This window comes from Bradyrhizobium sp. Pha-3, from assembly GCF_042258325.1.
GTDB classification, from domain to species: domain Bacteria; phylum Pseudomonadota; class Alphaproteobacteria; order Rhizobiales; family Xanthobacteraceae; genus Bradyrhizobium; species Bradyrhizobium elkanii.
The window spans coordinates 7667037-7684010 of record NZ_CP170151.1 but is presented as its reverse complement, the minus strand read 5'-3'; the positions used below and the strand labels follow the sequence as shown (position 1 = coordinate 7684010).

Annotated in this window: 13 protein-coding genes and 1 pseudogene; 8 read left to right on the top strand and 6 right to left on the bottom strand. The window is 65.2% G+C overall.

The window, feature by feature from the left end; all coding sequences use genetic code 11:
• Positions 1-104 precede the first annotated feature (104 nt).
• Together ACE10X_RS36620 and ACE10X_RS36615 are read right to left on the bottom strand one after the other, a co-directional pair.
• On the bottom strand, positions 105-1310 hold the full coding sequence (locus tag ACE10X_RS36620) for an amidohydrolase family protein (protein ID WP_038382335.1): 1206 nt from the start codon (positions 1308-1310) through the stop codon (positions 105-107).
• 49 nt (positions 1311-1359) lie between these two features.
• Complete coding sequence (locus ACE10X_RS36615) at positions 1360-2358, bottom strand: polysaccharide deacetylase family protein (protein WP_375763592.1); 999 nt, start codon at positions 2356-2358, stop codon at positions 1360-1362.
• 232 nt (positions 2359-2590) lie between these two features.
• Between ACE10X_RS36615 and ACE10X_RS36610 the strand changes: the two genes are divergently transcribed.
• The 8 genes from ACE10X_RS36610 to arcC all read left to right on the top strand — a co-directional run bounded on the left by ACE10X_RS36610 (position 2591) and on the right by arcC (position 12236).
• Positions 2591-3715 carry an ABC transporter substrate-binding protein gene (locus ACE10X_RS36610; RefSeq protein ID WP_016840205.1) on the top strand — a complete coding sequence of 375 codons (1125 nt, stop codon included), beginning with the start codon at positions 2591-2593 and terminating at the stop codon, positions 3713-3715.
• A 40-nt stretch (positions 3716-3755) separates the two neighbouring features.
• On the top strand, positions 3756-4631 hold the full coding sequence (locus tag ACE10X_RS36605) for a branched-chain amino acid ABC transporter permease (protein ID WP_026193301.1): 876 nt from the start codon (positions 3756-3758) through the stop codon (positions 4629-4631).
• Positions 4628-7165, top strand: a complete 2538-nt coding sequence (locus ACE10X_RS36600; protein ID WP_038382336.1) for a branched-chain amino acid ABC transporter ATP-binding protein/permease — start codon at positions 4628-4630, stop codon at positions 7163-7165. Before ACE10X_RS36605 ends, ACE10X_RS36600 begins: the two co-directional genes overlap by 4 nt.
• A 31-nt stretch (positions 7166-7196) precedes the next feature.
• Positions 7197-8198, top strand: coding sequence for a DUF2877 domain-containing protein (locus ACE10X_RS36595; protein WP_375763591.1), 1002 nt, complete (start codon positions 7197-7199; stop codon positions 8196-8198).
• 104 nt (positions 8199-8302) lie between these two features.
• Positions 8303-8494, top strand: coding sequence for a hypothetical protein (locus ACE10X_RS36590; RefSeq protein ID WP_028333377.1), 192 nt, complete (start codon positions 8303-8305; stop codon positions 8492-8494).
• 10 nt (positions 8495-8504) lie between these two features.
• On the top strand, positions 8505-9755 hold the full coding sequence (locus ACE10X_RS36585; protein WP_375763590.1) for a DUF1116 domain-containing protein: 1251 nt from the start codon (positions 8505-8507) through the stop codon (positions 9753-9755).
• Positions 9752-11293, top strand: coding sequence for an acyl-CoA synthetase FdrA (gene fdrA, locus ACE10X_RS36580; RefSeq protein WP_038382338.1), 1542 nt, complete (start codon positions 9752-9754; stop codon positions 11291-11293). The genes ACE10X_RS36585 and fdrA overlap by 4 nt, the downstream gene beginning before the upstream one ends.
• On the top strand, positions 11277-12236 hold the full coding sequence (arcC, locus tag ACE10X_RS36575; RefSeq protein WP_016840183.1) for a carbamate kinase: 960 nt from the start codon (positions 11277-11279) through the stop codon (positions 12234-12236). Before fdrA ends, arcC begins: the two co-directional genes overlap by 17 nt.
• A 171-nt stretch (positions 12237-12407) precedes the next feature.
• Here the strand turns inward: arcC and ACE10X_RS36570 are convergent.
• The 4 genes and pseudogenes from ACE10X_RS36570 to ACE10X_RS36555 all read right to left on the bottom strand — a co-directional run.
• Positions 12408-12662 (bottom strand): annotated as a pseudogene (locus tag ACE10X_RS36570) (ATP-binding cassette domain-containing protein); the annotation flags it as partial.
• A gap of 35 nt (positions 12663-12697) precedes the next feature.
• Positions 12698-14050: a carbohydrate porin gene (locus ACE10X_RS36565; RefSeq protein WP_375763589.1), complete on the bottom strand. Its 1353-nt coding sequence runs from the start codon at positions 14048-14050 to the stop codon at positions 12698-12700.
• A 306-nt stretch (positions 14051-14356) separates the two neighbouring features.
• Positions 14357-15418, bottom strand: coding sequence for an ABC transporter permease (locus tag ACE10X_RS36560; RefSeq protein WP_038382341.1), 1062 nt, complete (start codon positions 15416-15418; stop codon positions 14357-14359).
• Positions 15415-16941, bottom strand: coding sequence for a sugar ABC transporter ATP-binding protein (locus ACE10X_RS36555; RefSeq protein WP_038382376.1), 1527 nt, complete (start codon positions 16939-16941; stop codon positions 15415-15417). Before ACE10X_RS36555 ends, ACE10X_RS36560 begins: the two co-directional genes overlap by 4 nt.
• Between the last annotated feature and the right edge of the window lie 33 nt (positions 16942-16974).

Sequence of the window (16974 nt, the reverse complement as noted above, 5' to 3'; positions counted from 1 at the left end):
AACGGGATGCGGGGCGCTGCCGCGCAGGCTCGCGGGATTGAGATCGCTATTGTGGTGGCTCGTCAAGGGGTAACCTTCCCGATGTTCCGGTCTCCACATCCACATCAGCGCGCCGCCGTCACGATCGTGCCGCGACGCGCGACTAGGCGGCCATTCTTGTAGACGTCGCGCGGCCTGGGCCGGGCCACCACGGCCTCTTGCACGTGCTGCGCGTCGAGCACGACGAAGTCCGCCGCCGCACCCTTGGCCACCCCATAGTCCGGGAGGCCGAGGGCCTGCGCGGCGTTGGTGGTTACCATGTTGAAGGCGGCCGCCAGGTCGGCATCTGTGTTGAAGCCGGAGCGGTAGCCGACGATCATGGCGCGCTCCAGGAGGTCGCCGTCGCCATAGGGCCACCAGGAATCGCGGATGTTGTCATTGCCGGCGAACACATTGACGCCGGCATCGCGCAGCAGCAGCACCGGCGGAAACGCATGCGCTCCGGGCGCGTTGGTCAAAATCGCGACCCCGGCCTCGGCGAGCAGCTGCGCGGTGCGCTGAACGACGTCACGTGGCACCTCGCCGAGCGCATAGGCATGGCTGATCGTGACCTTGCCGCCGAGCCCGAGGGCCTTCGTCCGGCGTGCAATGTTCTCGATCTCGAAGATACCGAGCAAGCCGCCGTCATGCAGGTGAATGTCGATGCCGACCCCGCGCCGGTCGGCAATGCCGAAGATGACGTCGAGATGCCCGTCGATGTCGGCATCGTAACCCGCCGGATCGAGGCCGCCGACCACGTCCGCGCCGGCGCGAACCGCCTCGTCGAGCAGTCCGGCCACGCCCGGCGACGTCACGATGCCGCTTTGCGGAAAGGCGACGATCTGGACCGACACCTTGTCGCGGTGCGCGTCGCGCGCCGCCATGACCTGTTCGAGATTGCGCAACCCGACCTGAAGGTCGATATCGACGTGGCTGCGCATCTGGGTCGTGCCGTGCGCGACGCAAAGGTCGATCAGCGCCGCCGCCCGCACCGCAATCGGCCTGGCGCCGGCAAGCGCCTCCTTTTCGAACTTGACGCGCTCGCGCACGCTGAAACCGGGGGTGCAGGGGCGGTGGGACTTCCAATCGTCGCCGACGAAGCCCTTGTCGAGATGGATATGACCATCGACCAGCCCCGGCAACACCAGGCGTCCGGCCAAATCAAGCGTTTCGCCGGCCGCGACCGGCGATTGCGACACGATCGAGGTGATGCGACCATCGCGCACGGCGATATCGACGGTGCGCCCATCGACCAGTCGGGCGTTTCGAAACAGCGTGTCGGCAGTGCTCACTGGTCGTCTCCGGTTCGTTGCAACGGCGAGGCAATCGGGTCCCGATTTGTCATGTTGGGACGATGCCGTCGGGTAGCGCGCGCGAGAACGCGGCTATTCCTCCGGCAGTAGTGATCCAGATCTCGTCACGCCGCGCCAGGATTGTCTGCAGGGCGCGGCGCAGCGGACGCAGGCGGTGCGGCTGGCCGACCAGATAGGGGTGCAGCGCAATTCCCATGACGAGCGACTGCCTTTTCGACTGTGCCAGCATCTCCTCGAACGTGTCGGTGATCATGGTGGCGAACTGCTCACCGGAGTCCTTGCGACCGACGATCGAGGGGATATCGTTCAACTCCTGCGGATAGGGCACTGAAAGGGTGCGGCCGCCGTTCCGCGTCGAGAACCACACCGGCTGATCGTCCATGCACCAGTCGAGCAGGTACTCGTAGCCTGCTTCGGCCAGCAGATCGGGTGTGACCTGTGATTGCGAAATCCAGGGCCCTAGCCAGCCGCGCGGCGGCCGCCCTTCGGCGCGCGCGATGACATCGGTCGCTTCCGCGATCAATTGACGCTCCTGGTCGGGCGCGAGCACACCCTGGCGCTCGGAATTGGTGCGGCCGTGACCGACAATTTCGTCGCCGCGGGCGCGAAATGCCGCCATGACTTCAGGGCAGTAGTGATAGATGCTGCTGTTTGCGAGCACCGACAGCGGCAGCTCCAGCTCGTCGAACAGCTCGATCAGGCGCCACACGCCGACACGGTTGCCATAGTCGCGCCAGGCGTAGTTGAGGACGTCCGGATGCGGACCGCCGGGGCAGAGCTCGGCACCGAGCCCATCGCCGAATGCGAAATGCTCGAGGTTGAGACCGACATAGACGGCAAGCCGCCGCCCTTGCGGCCAATTGAAATCCGGGCGTTGCCCGATCGCGCTGTAGCGATAGCGTCCGTGAGCGGCGAGGGCCGGTCCGACAGAATCCGAGCGCAGTACCGCTTCCCCGCGCGACAGACGGTCGCCATCTTCCGCGATCGAGATCAACACGTCGCGGGCCTCGACATTCCTTGGGTCCATCGGAATTTTCTCCGGCGGCTGATCGCTCGCTTGACATCGGAATATTTTTGAAGAAAGTTTTTACTTCCGTCAAGTCCGCGCATAAGCGGCAGCGGGAGGAACTGGCGGCTTCGATGCCGAGGCCGCCATCAGCGGAGGAACACCGAAGATGAACTTCCGGAGCATAGTTTCGTCCGGACCTGCGCGTCGTTGGCCGGTTTGGCACGCCGCAGCGACGATCCTGCTGGCCGCGTTGCCGTTCACGTCTGGCGCGCGCGCGGCCGAACCGATCAAGATCGGCCTGGTGACCGCCCTGTCGGGGCAGTCGGCGCGCGCCGGCGAGGCGCTGACCCGCGGAGCGACGATCGCCATCGAGGAAATCAATGCGAAGGGCGGCGTGCTTGGACGTCCGCTCGAGCTCGTCCGCCGCGACGACGAGAGCAATCCGGCCAAAGGGCTGATCGCCGCGCGCGAGTTGATTCAGCGCGAGAAGGTCGCGGTCCTGGTCGGCGGCCTCGACACACCGGTCGAGCTTGCCATCGTGCCGTTCGTCAACAACGTCAAGGTGCCGTTCGTCGTGCCGTGGGCCGCCGGGACCAACATCACGCGGAACGGCGCGCCGTCCAACTACGTGTTCCGCGTCTCGGCCATGGACGATGAGGTCGACAAGGCGATCGTCCAGTTCTCGCGCAAGACCTACAATGCGAAAAAGCCCGGGCTCATCCTGGTCAACAATCCCTGGGGCGAGTCGAACGAGCATGGCCTGAAGGCGGCATTGAAGGCCGCAGGAATCGAGCCTGCCGGCGTCGAGAAGTTCGAAGGCAACGACGTCGATGTCGTTTCCCAGCTGTCGCGGCTGAAGCAGGCGGGCGCCGATACGCTCTATCTGGTCGGCAATGTCGGACCGTCCTCCCAGGTGGTGAAATCGCTCGACCGCATGGGCTGGGCGCCACCGATCGTTTCGCATTGGGGGCCGGCCGGCGGCCGCTTCACCGAGCTCGCCGGGCCGAGCGCGGAGAACGTGATTTTCGTCCAGACCTACAGCTTCTTCGGGAACCTGTCGCCGGTCGGCAAGCGGGTGATGTCGGCCTTGCAGGCGAAGTATTCGGACATCAAGGGGCCTGCGGACGTGACGCCGGCGGTTGGCGTCGCCAACGCCTACGATTCCATCCTGGTCATTGCGCGAGCAATTGAAAAGGCCGGTGGCACCGAACCGACCGCCGTCCGTGACGGTTTCTACGCCATCGACCGCGTGGACGGCTTGATCAAGACCTATGAAAAGCCGTTCGCGCAGGACAAGCACGATGCGCTGACGGCGGGGGACTACATCTGGGCGCGGTTCGAGGACAACCACATCATGCCGTTCGCGCGGAACTGACCGCGCGAGATCGTCCGACAAACAAACAGGGTAGTCGTCGATGTCATTTCTTCCCGCGGTGATAACAGGACTGGCGCTCGGGAGCATGTACGGGCTGCTTGCGCTTGGCTTCCACGTCACCTACGCCGTCTCCGGCACGGTCAATTTCTCCCAGGGCAGCTCGATGACCCTGGGAGCCGTTGCCGGATACTTCTTCCTCGTGCTGTGGGGCTGGCCGGCCGCGGCCGGCATTCCCGCCGTTCTGCTCGTCTGCGCGCTCTATGGCCTGCTGATTGAGCGCTTTGCCGTCCGGCCGTTCGTGCAGCGCGGCTCCGACAACTGGCTGATGGCGACCGTTGCGGTCGGCATCATCGTCGACAACGTGATGATGTTCGTCTTCGGTAAGGAGCCGCGCAGCTTTCCGTCCGTCCTGGCGGCCAAGCCGATCCAGATCGTCGAGGGCGCGGGGGTCTATCCGTTGCAGCTCCTGATTCCCGTGGTCGGATTGCTGCTGGCGCTGGCACTTCATCTGCTCAGTCGCCGGACGCGCCATGGCGTCGCCATGCTCGCGGTGGTCCAGAACCCGAACGCCGCCCGGCTGATGGGCATCAACGTCAGCGGCGCCATCGCGGCAAGCTACGCGGTCTCGGCGATGCTGGCCGGGGTTGCGGCGCTGCTGATCGCGCCCCTGTTCAACGTTTCCTCCGAAATGGGCACGCTGTTCGGCATCAAGGCCTTCGCGGCGGCGATCATCGGCGGCCTCGGCAGCGCCTGGGGCGTGATGCTGGCCGGGCTCTGTCTCGGCCTGATCGAGGTGTTCGCGACCAATTACCTGGGATCGGTCTACACCCAGATCATCACATTCGCCTCGGTGATCGCGATCCTTGTCGTCCTCCCCCACGGGCTGCTCGGCCGAGCCGGAGTGAAAAAGGTATGACCTCTCGCGTCTCTATTCTCGCCGCCGTCGCGGCAGCACTCGCGGCCGCTATCCTCTATGCCGCCGTTGCCGACAGCTACGGCGTGTTCCTGGTCGCGACCATCTCGCTGACCGCGATCGCCTGTATCGGCCTCAACGTGCTGCTCGGTTTGGCGGGGCAGATCTCGCTGGGCCACATCGGCTTCATGGCGATCGGGGCCTATACGACCGTGCTCCTGATGGAGAAGGCGGGGTGGCCCTATCTGGCGGCGACGGCCGCCGCGATTGCCCTTGTCAGCGTCGTCGGTGGTCTGCTCGCCATGCCGGCCTTGCGCGTGCGAGGTCCATATCTCGCGATGGTGACGATCGCCTTCGGCTTCATCGTCGAACACGGCACGATCGAGTGGCGCGACCTCACGGGCGGCGGCAACGGCCTGATCCTGACCGCGCCGCCGGAAGTGTTCGGCTTTCCGTTGTCGGAGCGGCATTTGGCGATCGCGGGCATCGTGCTGGTGTTCGCCGGCCTCATCCTGTTCGAGCGCCTGAAGCGGAGCGGCTGGGGCTACGCCATGCGTGCCGCCCGCGACACCGAGGTTGCGACGCGCTCGATCGGCATTGATCTCGTGCGGGTCCGCACCGTGGCGTTCATCATCTCGGCCGCAGCGATGGCTTTGGCGGGGGCGCTGTTTGCGCCCCTGCAGGGCTATATCAGCCCGAGTTCGTTCCCCTTTCTGCAGTCGATCCTGCTGCTGTTCGGCGTCATGGTCGGCGGCGCCGGCTCGGCGCTGGGGCCGGTGATCGGGGCGGCGCTCGTCGTGCTGCTGCCGGAAATGCTGTCCGATCTCGCGGAGTATCGTCTGCTTGCCTTTGGCGTGCTGCTTTTCGCCGTGCTGCGGCTCGCGCCCTCAGGCATCATGGGGCTGATCGAGCAATTCGCGGCAAGGTTCCTGCCGACGGGATCGAAGGCCGATACGGGCGCAATGGGCGCCGAGCCGGTCGCCGACCTCGGCATCGGGACCAGCAGCGCGTCGCGTCTTGACGTCGCAAACCTCTCGATCTCGTTCGGCGGTGTCCGCGCCGTGCAGGACGTCTCGTTTATCGCCGAACCCGGCACGGTGACCAGCGTCATCGGCCCCAATGGTGCGGGGAAAACCAGCGCGCTGAATTTGCTTTGCGGCTTCTACCGTCCGAAATCCGGCACCGTGAAGCTTGGCGACCGCGACGTCACCGGTTTGCCGTCGCACCAGCTTGCGCGTGTCGGAGTGGCGCGAACGTTCCAGACGACGCAGCTATTCGGCTCGCTCTCGATCATCGAGAACGTCCTGCTGGCGGCGACGGCGGGCAAGCTCGGCAACATCGTGTCGGCGCTGCACAATGACGCGCAGGAGCGCCTTGCACGGTCGCTGTTGCGCTTTGCCGGTGTCGACGGCGATTTGAGCAGACGTGCGGACTCGCTGCCCCATGGCGAGAAGCGACTGGTCGAGATCGCGAGGGCGCTCGCTTTGCGCCCGAAGATCCTGTTGCTCGATGAGCCAGCCGCGGGTCTTTCGAAGGGCGACAAGCAGCGGCTGACGGTTCTGCTCCGTCGCATCGCGGAGACCGGGATCGCGGTCATCATTGTCGAGCACGACATGCCGATGATCATGTCGCTGAGCGACCTCATCGTCGTTCTCGATGGCGGCAAGCGCATCGCGATCGGCGATGCGGCGGCGATCCGCAACGATTCGCTGGTCCGCAAGGCCTATCTCGGCGACGCGCCGTCGGGTGAGCGGCGCCGCGCGCCGCGCCCGGCGAAACAAGGCACGGCGCTCGAAGTCCGCACGCTCGATGCCTTCTATGGCCTGTCGCGGGCGCTCGGTGGGGTCGACCTTGCCGTCGCCCCCGGCGAGGCCATCGCCGTACTCGGCGCCAACGGAGCAGGGAAAACCACCCTGATGCGCTCGATTGCCGGTCTCGAACCACCGCGGTCGATCGGAGAGATTCGGCTGTCCGGCGCCCGCGTCGACAAGATGCCGGCGCATATCCGCGCCAGGGCAGGTATCGTGCTGGTGCCCGAAGGACGGCAGGTGTTTCCCGAGCTGACGGTGCGGCAGAACTTGCAGCTCGGCGCGTTCGCACGCAAGGGCCTCGATCTCGACGCGGAGATCGACGCGATGTTTGCCCGTTTTCCGCGCCTGAAGGAGCGCATCAATCATCGCGCGGGCCTTTTGTCGGGCGGCGAGCAGCAGATGCTCGCGGTTGCGCGTGGGCTCCTGACCGCTCCCAAGGTCTTCATGCTTGACGAGCCGTCGCTTGGACTGGCGCCCCTTGTCGTCGACGAGCTGTTCGCGTCGTTCGAGCAGCTTCGCGTCGAGGGGATGACCTTGATCGTGGTCGACCAGATGGCCGGGCAAGCCCTTGCGCTTGCCGACAGGGCCTATCTGCTCGAGACCGGCGCCATCCTGAAGAGCGCCGCGGCCGAAATCATCGCGGAAGATCCCTCGCTTGAAGCCGCCTATCTCGGCGGAGAGGCTCACGGGAGTAGTATGCCGCGAACCGCAGTGCTCGCGTCCTGACGCCATGGTTGCGCAGCGGGAGATCGGTGTGATGCGGCCAGGCAATACGTTTCGTGACCTGCCCGGCGCGCCCGTGTCTGAACGATATGACGGCGGTGCCGTGATCGAGGTCGGCGTGCTGGCGCGCCGCGCGCTGCGCAGCGGACGGCGCGGCCGCATTGTGGCGGTGTTCGAGCGCAGCCTTTATGCGGTGCTCGACGATCGCTGGATTTGCATCGGTGTCACAGACCTCGGCTCCGGCCCGCTCCATCTTCTGTGCACCGGGATCGAACCGCGGCTGCTCGTTCCCGGACAAGAGGTTGCGATCGTCGACACGATGCTGCTCGTCGACGGTATGCGGTTTGCCGGTTTCGAGACGGCTTCCGTATGGGCGCCGCCGCCGTCGCCGGAATGGACGCTCGACAGTTTGCGGGCAGGGCTTGCGATGGTCGATCAGGTATGGCGTCGCTTGCCGGTCGAGCAGGGGCTCGCCGCGTCGGGTGGCGTGCAACCGCCCGCAAAGCCGTCTCGTGTGCTCACTGCTGCGGCGCCGGGACTCGCCGCGCTTAGGCGATTGATCGGGGCCGGGCTTCGCGGAGAGCGATGTGTACCGCGTGACTACCCGGAGATCGTCGAATTGATCGGTCTTGGTCCCGGGCTCACGCCATCCGGCGACGACCTGATCGGCGGCGCGCTGGTCGCGCTCGCCGGCCTCGGCCGTCTCGCGACGCGCGATGCGCTGTGGAAGACCTGTCGCGCGCATCTCGGTCGGACCAATGAGATCAGTGCCGCCCACCTGCACAGTGCCGTGCTCGGCTTCGCGGCGGCGGCGCTGCATGAGGCCATCGACGCGACGATTGGCGGACGGGTGGATCGTATCAAGTCCGCGGTCGCGGCGCTGTCGCGGATCGGGCAAAGCTCCGGACTGGATGCGTTTGCAGGTGCGCTGATGGTGTTGCGCGCGATCGAATGTCGGCTGCTCAACGACAGCGCGCTGCATCATGCCGGCCTCGCCGGCAACGGCCCGCCGACGCGATCAATCGCAGGGGCCTGAACGATCATGCGACGCGACGGGAATTCGGACGAAAGGTTGCGCGTGTTTGACAAAGTAAAAATTTTCTTACTAAGATCCGGGCATCGGATCTCGGGAGGCTGCGAGTGGTGACCAAGCAGGAAGGGACGCCGAGCGGGCGTCTGTTGATGAGCAAGCCGAGCGTGGTGAACGTCGGGCTGGCAGGCTTTGTGAAGGACCTGCGGGATTGCGACATCGAGGTCGTGCAGGTCGACTGGACGCCGCCTGCCGACGGCGATCCCAAAATGGCGGCACTGCTCGCCAAGCTCGGTACGTGAGAGAGCGGCCATGAAGCTGATCGAAGACGCCAACAAGCAGGCGCTGGCACGCATCCTCGAGGGTGAGCCCAGGCTGATCGATATCGTTCCGGCACGCGATGTGCTGGAAGGGTTGAAGGAGCGCATGATCCTTCATGCCGGGCCGCCGATCACGTGGGACCGAATGTGCGGTCCGATGCGTGGCGCGGTGGCAGGCGCCATCGTGTTCGAAGGCTGGGCTCCGGACCTTGAAGCCGCTTTCGAACTCGCGGCCGGCGGCGGCGTCGCCTTCCACCCCAATCATCATTTCGGCGCGGTCGGTCCGATGACCGGCATGACTACGGTCTCCATGCCGGTGTTCGTCGTCGAAAACGCCAAATACGGCAACCGCGCCTACTGCGCCATCAACGAGGGCCTCGGCAAGGTCATGCGCTTCGGCGGCAATGACGATAGCGTGCTGGCTCGCCTCGGCTGGCTGCGTGACGTATTCGGGCCGGTGCTGGCCAGGGCGATCCGCGCGCATGGCGGGATCGACCTGAAGGAGATCATCGCGCGCGGACTCTCGATGGGCGATGAAATGCACCAGCGTAACCTGGCCTGCTCCAGCGTGTTCCTGCGCGAGATCGGGTCGGTGCTGGCGCGCACCTCGAACGACAACGAAGTGCTCGCAAGCTGCATTGGCTTCATCGCGCAGAACGATCAGTTCTTTCTCAACATCGCGATGGCGATGGGCAAGGCGCTGACCGATCCCGCCAACGGCATTCGCGGTTCGACGGTGGTAACCGCGATGTGCCGCAACGGAACCGATTTCGGGGTCCGCGTCAGCGGATTGGGCGATCGCTGGTTCACGGCGCCGGTGGAGATGCCGGAAGGGCTCTATTTCCCGGGCTATTCGCGCAAGGATGCCAATCCCGACATGGGCGACTCCGCGATCGTCGAGACGGTCGGGCTTGGTGGCTTCGCGATGGCGGCAGCTCCGGCGGTTGCCGGCTTCATCGGCGCTGGCGCACCGTCGTCGGCAGGCAATTTCACGCGGGCAATGAGCGAAATCACTGTCGGGCAGAATCCGGAATGGACGATCCCCGCGCTCGATTTTGCCGGAGTGCCGACCGGCATCGACGTTCGCCTGGTGGTGGAGACCGGCCTCGCACCGGTCATCAACACCGGCATCGCGCATCGCGAGCCCGGCATCGGCCAGGTCGGTGCCGGCGTGGTGCGGGCGCCGATGGCCTGCTTCCGGCAGGCCGTCCTCGCCATTGCGGAAGATCTGGGGGTGTCATGAGCGCGTATGTCCTGAACGAAATTCGCAAGGGCTTCTATCTCGACTCGGTGGCGTTGATGCGGTTGTCGCGCGAGGTCGCATCGGCGGCGGGCGTCGTCGAAGCCGCGCTGATGATGGGCACGCCGTCCAACCAGGCGATCTTGCGCAACGCCGGATTGCTCGATGGCGAGGTGATCGCGCAGGGCAATGATCTGATCCTCGCGATCAAGGCCGAGAGCGAAGCGGCGGCACGCGCCGCGCTTGCCGAAGCGCAAAAGGCGCTCGACCGCCCCAAGACGAGCAGCAGCGGCGAAGCGGCGTGGCGGCCGCGCAGCATTGCCGCGGCCGTCAAGGCCGCACCCGCCGCCAACCTCGCCCTGATCTCCGTTCCCGGTGAGTTCGCCGCGGCGGAGGCGCGCAAGGCGCTGAACCGCGGACTTCATGTCCTGATGTTCAGCGACAATGTCTCGATAGCGGATGAATTGTCGTTGAAGCAGCAGGCGCGCGAAGCGGGCCTCTTGATAATGGGACCGGACTGCGGCACGGCGGTCATCGGCGGCGCGCCGCTCGCCTTCGCCAACCGGCTGAAGCGCGGCAGGATTGGGATCATCGGCGCATCCGGGACCGGGACGCAGGAGGTGTCGTGCCTGCTGTCCGAGGCGGGCGAAGGCATTTCCCACGCCATCGGCGTCGGCGGACGGGATTTGAAGAAGGAGATCGGCGGCATCACGACATTGATGGCGATCGACGCCCTTGATGCCGATCCCGAGACTGATCGCGTCGTGCTCATCTCCAAGCCGCCGCATCCGGACGTCGCCCGGGCCGTGCTCGGCCGGATCGGAAACAGCTCGAAGCCCTACACGGTTTGCTTCATCGGCGCCGCCTCGGCGGATCTGCCGCCAAATGCACGCTTTGCCGGTACGTTGAGGGAAGCGGCCGAGAAAACCCTCGGCAACGGCCGGAACATTGGCGGCAAGTTCGACGCTGCCGCCGTGGCTGCGCGTTTGCCGCAGCGACGCAAGGCGGCGCAGCGCATCGAGGGGCTGTTCGCCGGCGGCACGCTCTGTGCCGAGGCGCAGGTGATCCTTGCCGCGGGCGGCCGCAAGGTGGCATCGAATGCCGCCATTCCCGGCGTCCCGCATTTCGGGGAGCCGGAGGCGCAGGGGAGGGACCGCATCGTCGACCTCGGCGCCGACGAATATACCCAAGGCCGGCCGCATCCGATGATCGATCCCTCGGTGCGCGACGATGCGTTGCGGGCGGCGCTCGCCGATCCGGCGGTTGCCGTCATCCTGCTCGATCTCGTGATCGGATACGGCGCACACGACAATCCGGCAGCGCATCTTGCGGCTGTCATGGCGGGCCGCGCGGATGACGCGCCGGTTCTGGTTGCGTCGGTGACCGGGACCGAACTCGATCGCCAGGTGCGTTCGGCGCAGATCAGGCTGCTCGAAGACGCCGGCATCGTGGTGGCGCCGTCGAATGCCCAGGCCTGTGATCTCGCTCTCGCTCTTTCCGTCAACGTCGTCAGGATGCCGCGCTATGCGAACACTCAATGAGGTCCCGCGCCGTCTCGTGATCGCGATCGGCGGCAATGCCGTCCACCCCGAAGACATCAGCGGCACCTCGGACGAGCAGAAGGCCGTCGCCCAGCAAACGGCCGAGGCGCTGCTGCCGCTGGCCGAGCTCGACAACGAGCTGGTGATCACCCACGGCAACGGACCGGTGGTGGGCAAGATCATGATGCGCCAGATGCTGACGATGAGCCGGATTCCGCCGATGTCGATGGACATCTGCGTCGCGCACAGCCAGGGCGGCATCGGCTATCTTCTGATGCAGGCGATCGAGAACGTCTTGCGCGCGCATGGCAACGGCCGGCACGTCGCCAGCCTGCTGACCCAGGTCGAGGTCGACGCCAACGATCCCGCCTTCGCCAATCCGACCAAGTTCGTCGGACCGTTTTTCACCGAGCAGGAAGCCCAGCGCATCAGCGCCGAGTTGAACTGGAAAATGCGCGAGGACTCCGGACGTGGCTGGCGCCATGTCGTGCCGTCTCCGAAGCCGAAACATGTCTGCGACATTTCTCTGGTCGACGCATTGGTCAAACGCGGCACCATCGTCATCGCAGGCGGCGGCGGCGGTATGCCCGTGATCCGCGACGAACGGGGCGTGCGCACCGGCGTGCCGGCAGTGATCGACAAGGACCTGACCTCGGCCCATATCGCCAACGTGCTTGGCATCGAGGAGCTGCTGATCCTGACCGCGGTGCCCCGCGTCGCGATCAATTTCGGCAAGCCCGACAAGAGGGAGCTGGATCAGGTCAGCTTGGCGCAGATCAAGGCTTATCACCGCGAGGGCCATTTTCCGCCGGGAAGCATGGGGCCCAAGGTCGATGCCGCTATCCGCTTTCTCGAGGGTGGCGGAAAGCGCGCGATCATCAGCCATCTCAATTGCGCCATGGCCGCGCTGACTGGCGAGACCGGGACGCACATTGTTCCCTAGTGCTCGTCAAATGCGATGGCGGCGCCATTGAAGATGGCCGCCGAGATCCGCTCGGCGGGATAATCGATGTCGGTCGGCCGCGAGCACAGGTCCGGATCCATGCCGTTCCGCTCGGGCTGCCTGCGCGTCTAGTTCAGCATCGCCGCGACGTTGTCCTTCGTCACAACGTCGAGACCGGGCATCGATCGGACGGGCGAAATGAACCGCCTTGCCGTCAAGGCGGATCTCGCCGTGACTTGGTGGGAAGTTGCCGGCAATGATCTTGACGAGCGTCGACTTGCCGGCGCCGTTGTCGCCCATCAGGCCGACCACCTCGCCGGACGACACGCGGAGGTCGACGCCATGCAACGCGCTAATGGCGCCGAACTCCTTGCCGATGCCCTTCAACTCCAGGATTGCTAGCCCGGCGTCTTGAGGGGTTGCCATGGCTGGCTTCGCTCAGGCATGCTGGCCACCTCCGCTCAGAAGTGCACCAGCGTGCGCAGACCGAGAATCCAGGCGTTGTCGGTCTTCACGCCGGCGGCATTGTACCCGCGCCCGCCAGGATGCATCACATACTGGGCGTCGAACTTCAGGTTCATCCAGCCCGTCGCCTGCCACCCGTACCAGGCTTCGATCGGAACTTCGTTTCCTCCGGCGTTGGGCGTGAGCGCAGCCGTATTGACATGGGTCGTGCCGACCGCAAAGCCGACTTCGTCCTCGGGGCGCGAGGCGAACGTTCCGGTGTGTCTGAAGCCGAAGGCGATCTGATAATCCTGGTACGACGTGCGGTGGTCGGCGACGGTCGTATTGAGGAAGGTGTACCAGCCCTGCGCCTTGGGACCTTCAACCGTCAGCCGCTGCAGGATCGATTCATAGACGCCATAACGGCCGCGCGAATCTCCGAGATTCTGGTCCGAGACACCGCCGGTGCCCGGCGAGATCGCAATGATCCCCGGCAGGCCGCCATCAATTGTCGATGCGCTGTCATACCAGCCGCCAAACCTCCAGGTTCCGTTCAACGGACCGCTCGGCGCCCAGACGACCTCGACCGGCACCAGCACGCCCGAGGCGGGGCTCGAGCCGGGGACACCGGGCAAGAAGTAAGTCGCGGAGTCCGACGTTGTCAGGTAGTTCGGGTTGGCGTCGTAGACGCCGACCGAGAGCTGCCATTCCTTGGCGAAGTTGTAGTGCACCACACCGGCCCATTGGCTCACCGGCCAGTTGTAGATGTAGCCGCCCTGGATGTTGCCCGGCTGGCCGCCGCAGAAGGTCAGGTTGATGAACTCGCAGAGACCAAAGAAGAAGTCGGAGCCGACCGGAAGACGGCCGCCCTTGAGTTCAAGGCGGTCATCGAACAGCTTCTGCGAATAATAGAGCTCGGTCAGGCGGAGAATACTGCCGCGGCCGAACACTTCGTTGGTCAGTTGCAGAGCCGGAATTCCCGCCTCGTCATTCAGGTTGCGGCCGAAGCGGTCGACCAGCGTGAGGCCGACCGTGCCGCCCTGGATGCCGGCAAGCTTCGCCATGTCGAACTTGGCTTGAAAGAACAGCTGTCCGGCTTGGGTCGCGGTGTTCCTGTTGCCGCCCGATAAATTGCCGACGGCTTCGTCGCCCAGCGTGAGGGCAAGCGAGATCCCTCGCTCCTTTAGCTGCGTCCTGCCGAGATCGCCGAACAGATATGGCCTTGTCCAGAAATCATCGGTCTCCGTGTAAGGCACCGGCGGAGCCTTCGTCATGAGATCGGCCGCATGCGCGCCGCCGCCGCTGAACAGAGATAACAACGCGATCCCCACGCCGCACGCCCGCGCGGTGTTTACAGACCAAAGTGACATTTTCTGCACTCCCAGCGTCCCCGGCTTTGTCCATTTTTGTGTCACGTTCCCGCCCAAAGCCCTTCAGCGTGGAACGTGGTCGTTTCAGTGCATCGATCATTCAACCAGAGATAGAAAACATGCGCACGCCAAAGCTCTTCAAGACGGCGGCGAGGGTCTGCCTGCGGCCCAGCTGGGCCAGCCCACGCCAATTTGGGTACGAGCGCCAGGAGCTTGATCGATCTTGCGCATCGAACTCCTCCCCTTGTTCCTCTACTCAAGTCGCCGCGACCATATTCCCGGTCCGGGTTCTTCCTTTTCGAGTTGTCATGCCTGATCGCCCGTCGTCGTCGGCAACGCAGCCGCGCCATGCGGAGCTGCGCCTTGCAGAATTGTGCCTTCCTTCGATCTTGGCGTCGTGCGGGCGAGGCCAGCCAGCGCGGCCTTGCGCCGTCGACGGGCCTGCAATTGCTGATCCGCCAGCACGCCGATCAGGATCACGGTTCCCATCACCGCGAAGTTCAGCGAATTGGGAATGCCCAGGATGTTCACGAGGTTCTGCAGCACCTGCAGCAACGCGGTCCCCAGCACGATACCGAGAATGGAGCCTTCGCCGCCGCGCAGGCTGCAGCCACCGAGGACGGCCGCCGCAATCGCATAAAGTTCGTAGAAGTTGCCGAAAGAACTCGGAGAGACCGAGTTGGTATAGAACACGAACATCACGGTCGAGACGCCGGCCAGCCCTCCGCTGATGACATAGGCGGTGGCGATCACGAGGTTGGTGTTGATGCCGGAGAAGCGCGCCGCTTCCTCGTTCTTGCCCACGGCATAAAGCCAGCGCCCGTAGACCGAGAGGTGCAACAGCACGCCGAGGATCAGCGCAAGGATGATCAGGAAGATGAAGGTGTTCGGGATGCCCGCAATATTGCCGGAGGCGATGCCGCTCAGCGTGCTCGCCTCGTCACCGTAGCCGAAGCCGCGCGTCGAATCGCTGGTGTAGTAGCGCGCGGCGCCGCGATAGATCAGCAACCCGCACAGCGTCACGATGAAGGGCTGCATTTTCAGCCGCGTGATCAGGAAGCCCTGGATGCCGCCCAGCGCAAGCCCGCCCATCAGGACCAGCAGCAGCGCCAAAGGCCAGGGCACCTGATACGTCGTCAGCAGGTCGATGAAGATGACGCCGAGCAGCGCGAACATCGAGCCGAGCGAAAGATCGATTCCTCCGGTGATGATGACGAGGCCCTCACCCAGCGCGAACACACCGAACAGTCCGATCAGATTGGCCATGTTCAGCAGATTCACGAACGACAGGAAGGCCGGATTGATCGCGCCCGTGATGGCGGAGATCACCGCCAGCAGCAAGAACAGGCCGAGTTCCTTCTTCATCATGACGCAGCGGCCTCCATGGTTTCGAGCGCTTGGCCGACCGCCAGCCTCAACACGTTGTATTCGCTGAACTGGTCGCGCTCGAGCACGCCGCTGACACTGCCTTCATGCATCACCGCCACCCGGTCGGAGACGCCGATCACTTCCTCCATGTCCGAAGAGATCATCACGATCGCGACGCCCTGGTCGGCGAGGCTGCGCATCAGCGCATAGATCTCGCTCTTGGCGCCGACATCGATGCCGCGGGTCGGCTCGTCGAAGAACATCACGCGCGGCTGCATGGAGAGCCACTTGCCCAGCACCACCTTTTGCTGGTTGCCGCCGGACAGCGTCACGGCCTCGATGTCGATGCTCGGCGCCTTGATGGACAGCCGCCTGGCCTGGTCTTTGGCGATTCTGCGCTCGGCCGCGCCGTTGACCAGCCACATCCGCGCATGATCCAGCAGGCTCGCGAGCGTCACGTTCTCCCTGATCGGCAGTTCCAGCACCAGGCCGGATTTCTTGCGATCCTCCGGCACCAGGTAGATTCCTTGCCTGATCGCGTCACGCGGCGAGGCGACGCCGACCGGGGCGTTGTCGACCCTGATCTCGCCACCCAGCAGCGGATCAACGCCGAACACCGCACGGGCAAGCGAGGTGCGGCCGGCGCCGACGAGCCCGGCGAGGCCGAGGATCTCGCCGCGCCGCACGGACAGGTCGATCTGCCGGTCGGGAAAGGCAGTGGTCACGACGCCGGCGATATCGCAGCCGCCGGGCTGCGGCGCGCATGCCGGCGGCGTATACAGCGCCTTCAGGTCGCGGCCGATCATCAGCCGGATCATGGCGGCGTGGCTGAGCTCGTCGCGCGCCAATTCCCCTACGGTGCGCCCATCGCGCAAGACCACGACGCGATCGGCGCAGCTCATGATCTCGCCGAGCCGGTGAGAGATGTAGATCACCGAGATGCAGTGCGTCTTCAGGTCGGCGATCACCTCGAGCAGCCGCTCGGTCTCCGAAATCGTCAAGCTGGAGGTCGGTTCGTCCATGATGATGACGCGGGCGTCGATCGAGAGCGCCTTGGCGATCTCCACCATCTGGCGCTCCGCGATCGACAAATTCTCGACCAGCGTGCCCGGCGTGAAATCGGCGCCCAGCCGATCCAGCAGCGGCGTCACGCGGGCATGCATCTGCGCATTGTCCACCAGCTTCAGCGGACCGCCGGCCAGCTTCTCGCGCCCGATGAAGACGTTGGCGGCGACATCGAGATTATCGAACAGGTTCAGCTCCTGGTGCACGAAGGCGATGCCGCATCGCGTCGCCTCGGTCACAGTCATCCGGGGGTGCTCGGTGCTGCCGATGCGGATCACGCCGGCGCTCGGGGCGATCACGCCGGCGAGCACGCGCATCAGCGTCGATTTGCCGGCGCCGTTCTCGCCGATCAGGCCCAGCACCTCGCCGCGATTGACGCGCAAATTGACGTCGTCGAGCGCCCTGACGCCGGGATAGGTCTTGCTGATTCCGCTGAGCTCCAGCAGCGTTTCCGCCATCGGCATGTCCTCCTGCACAACGCCCGGCGGCCT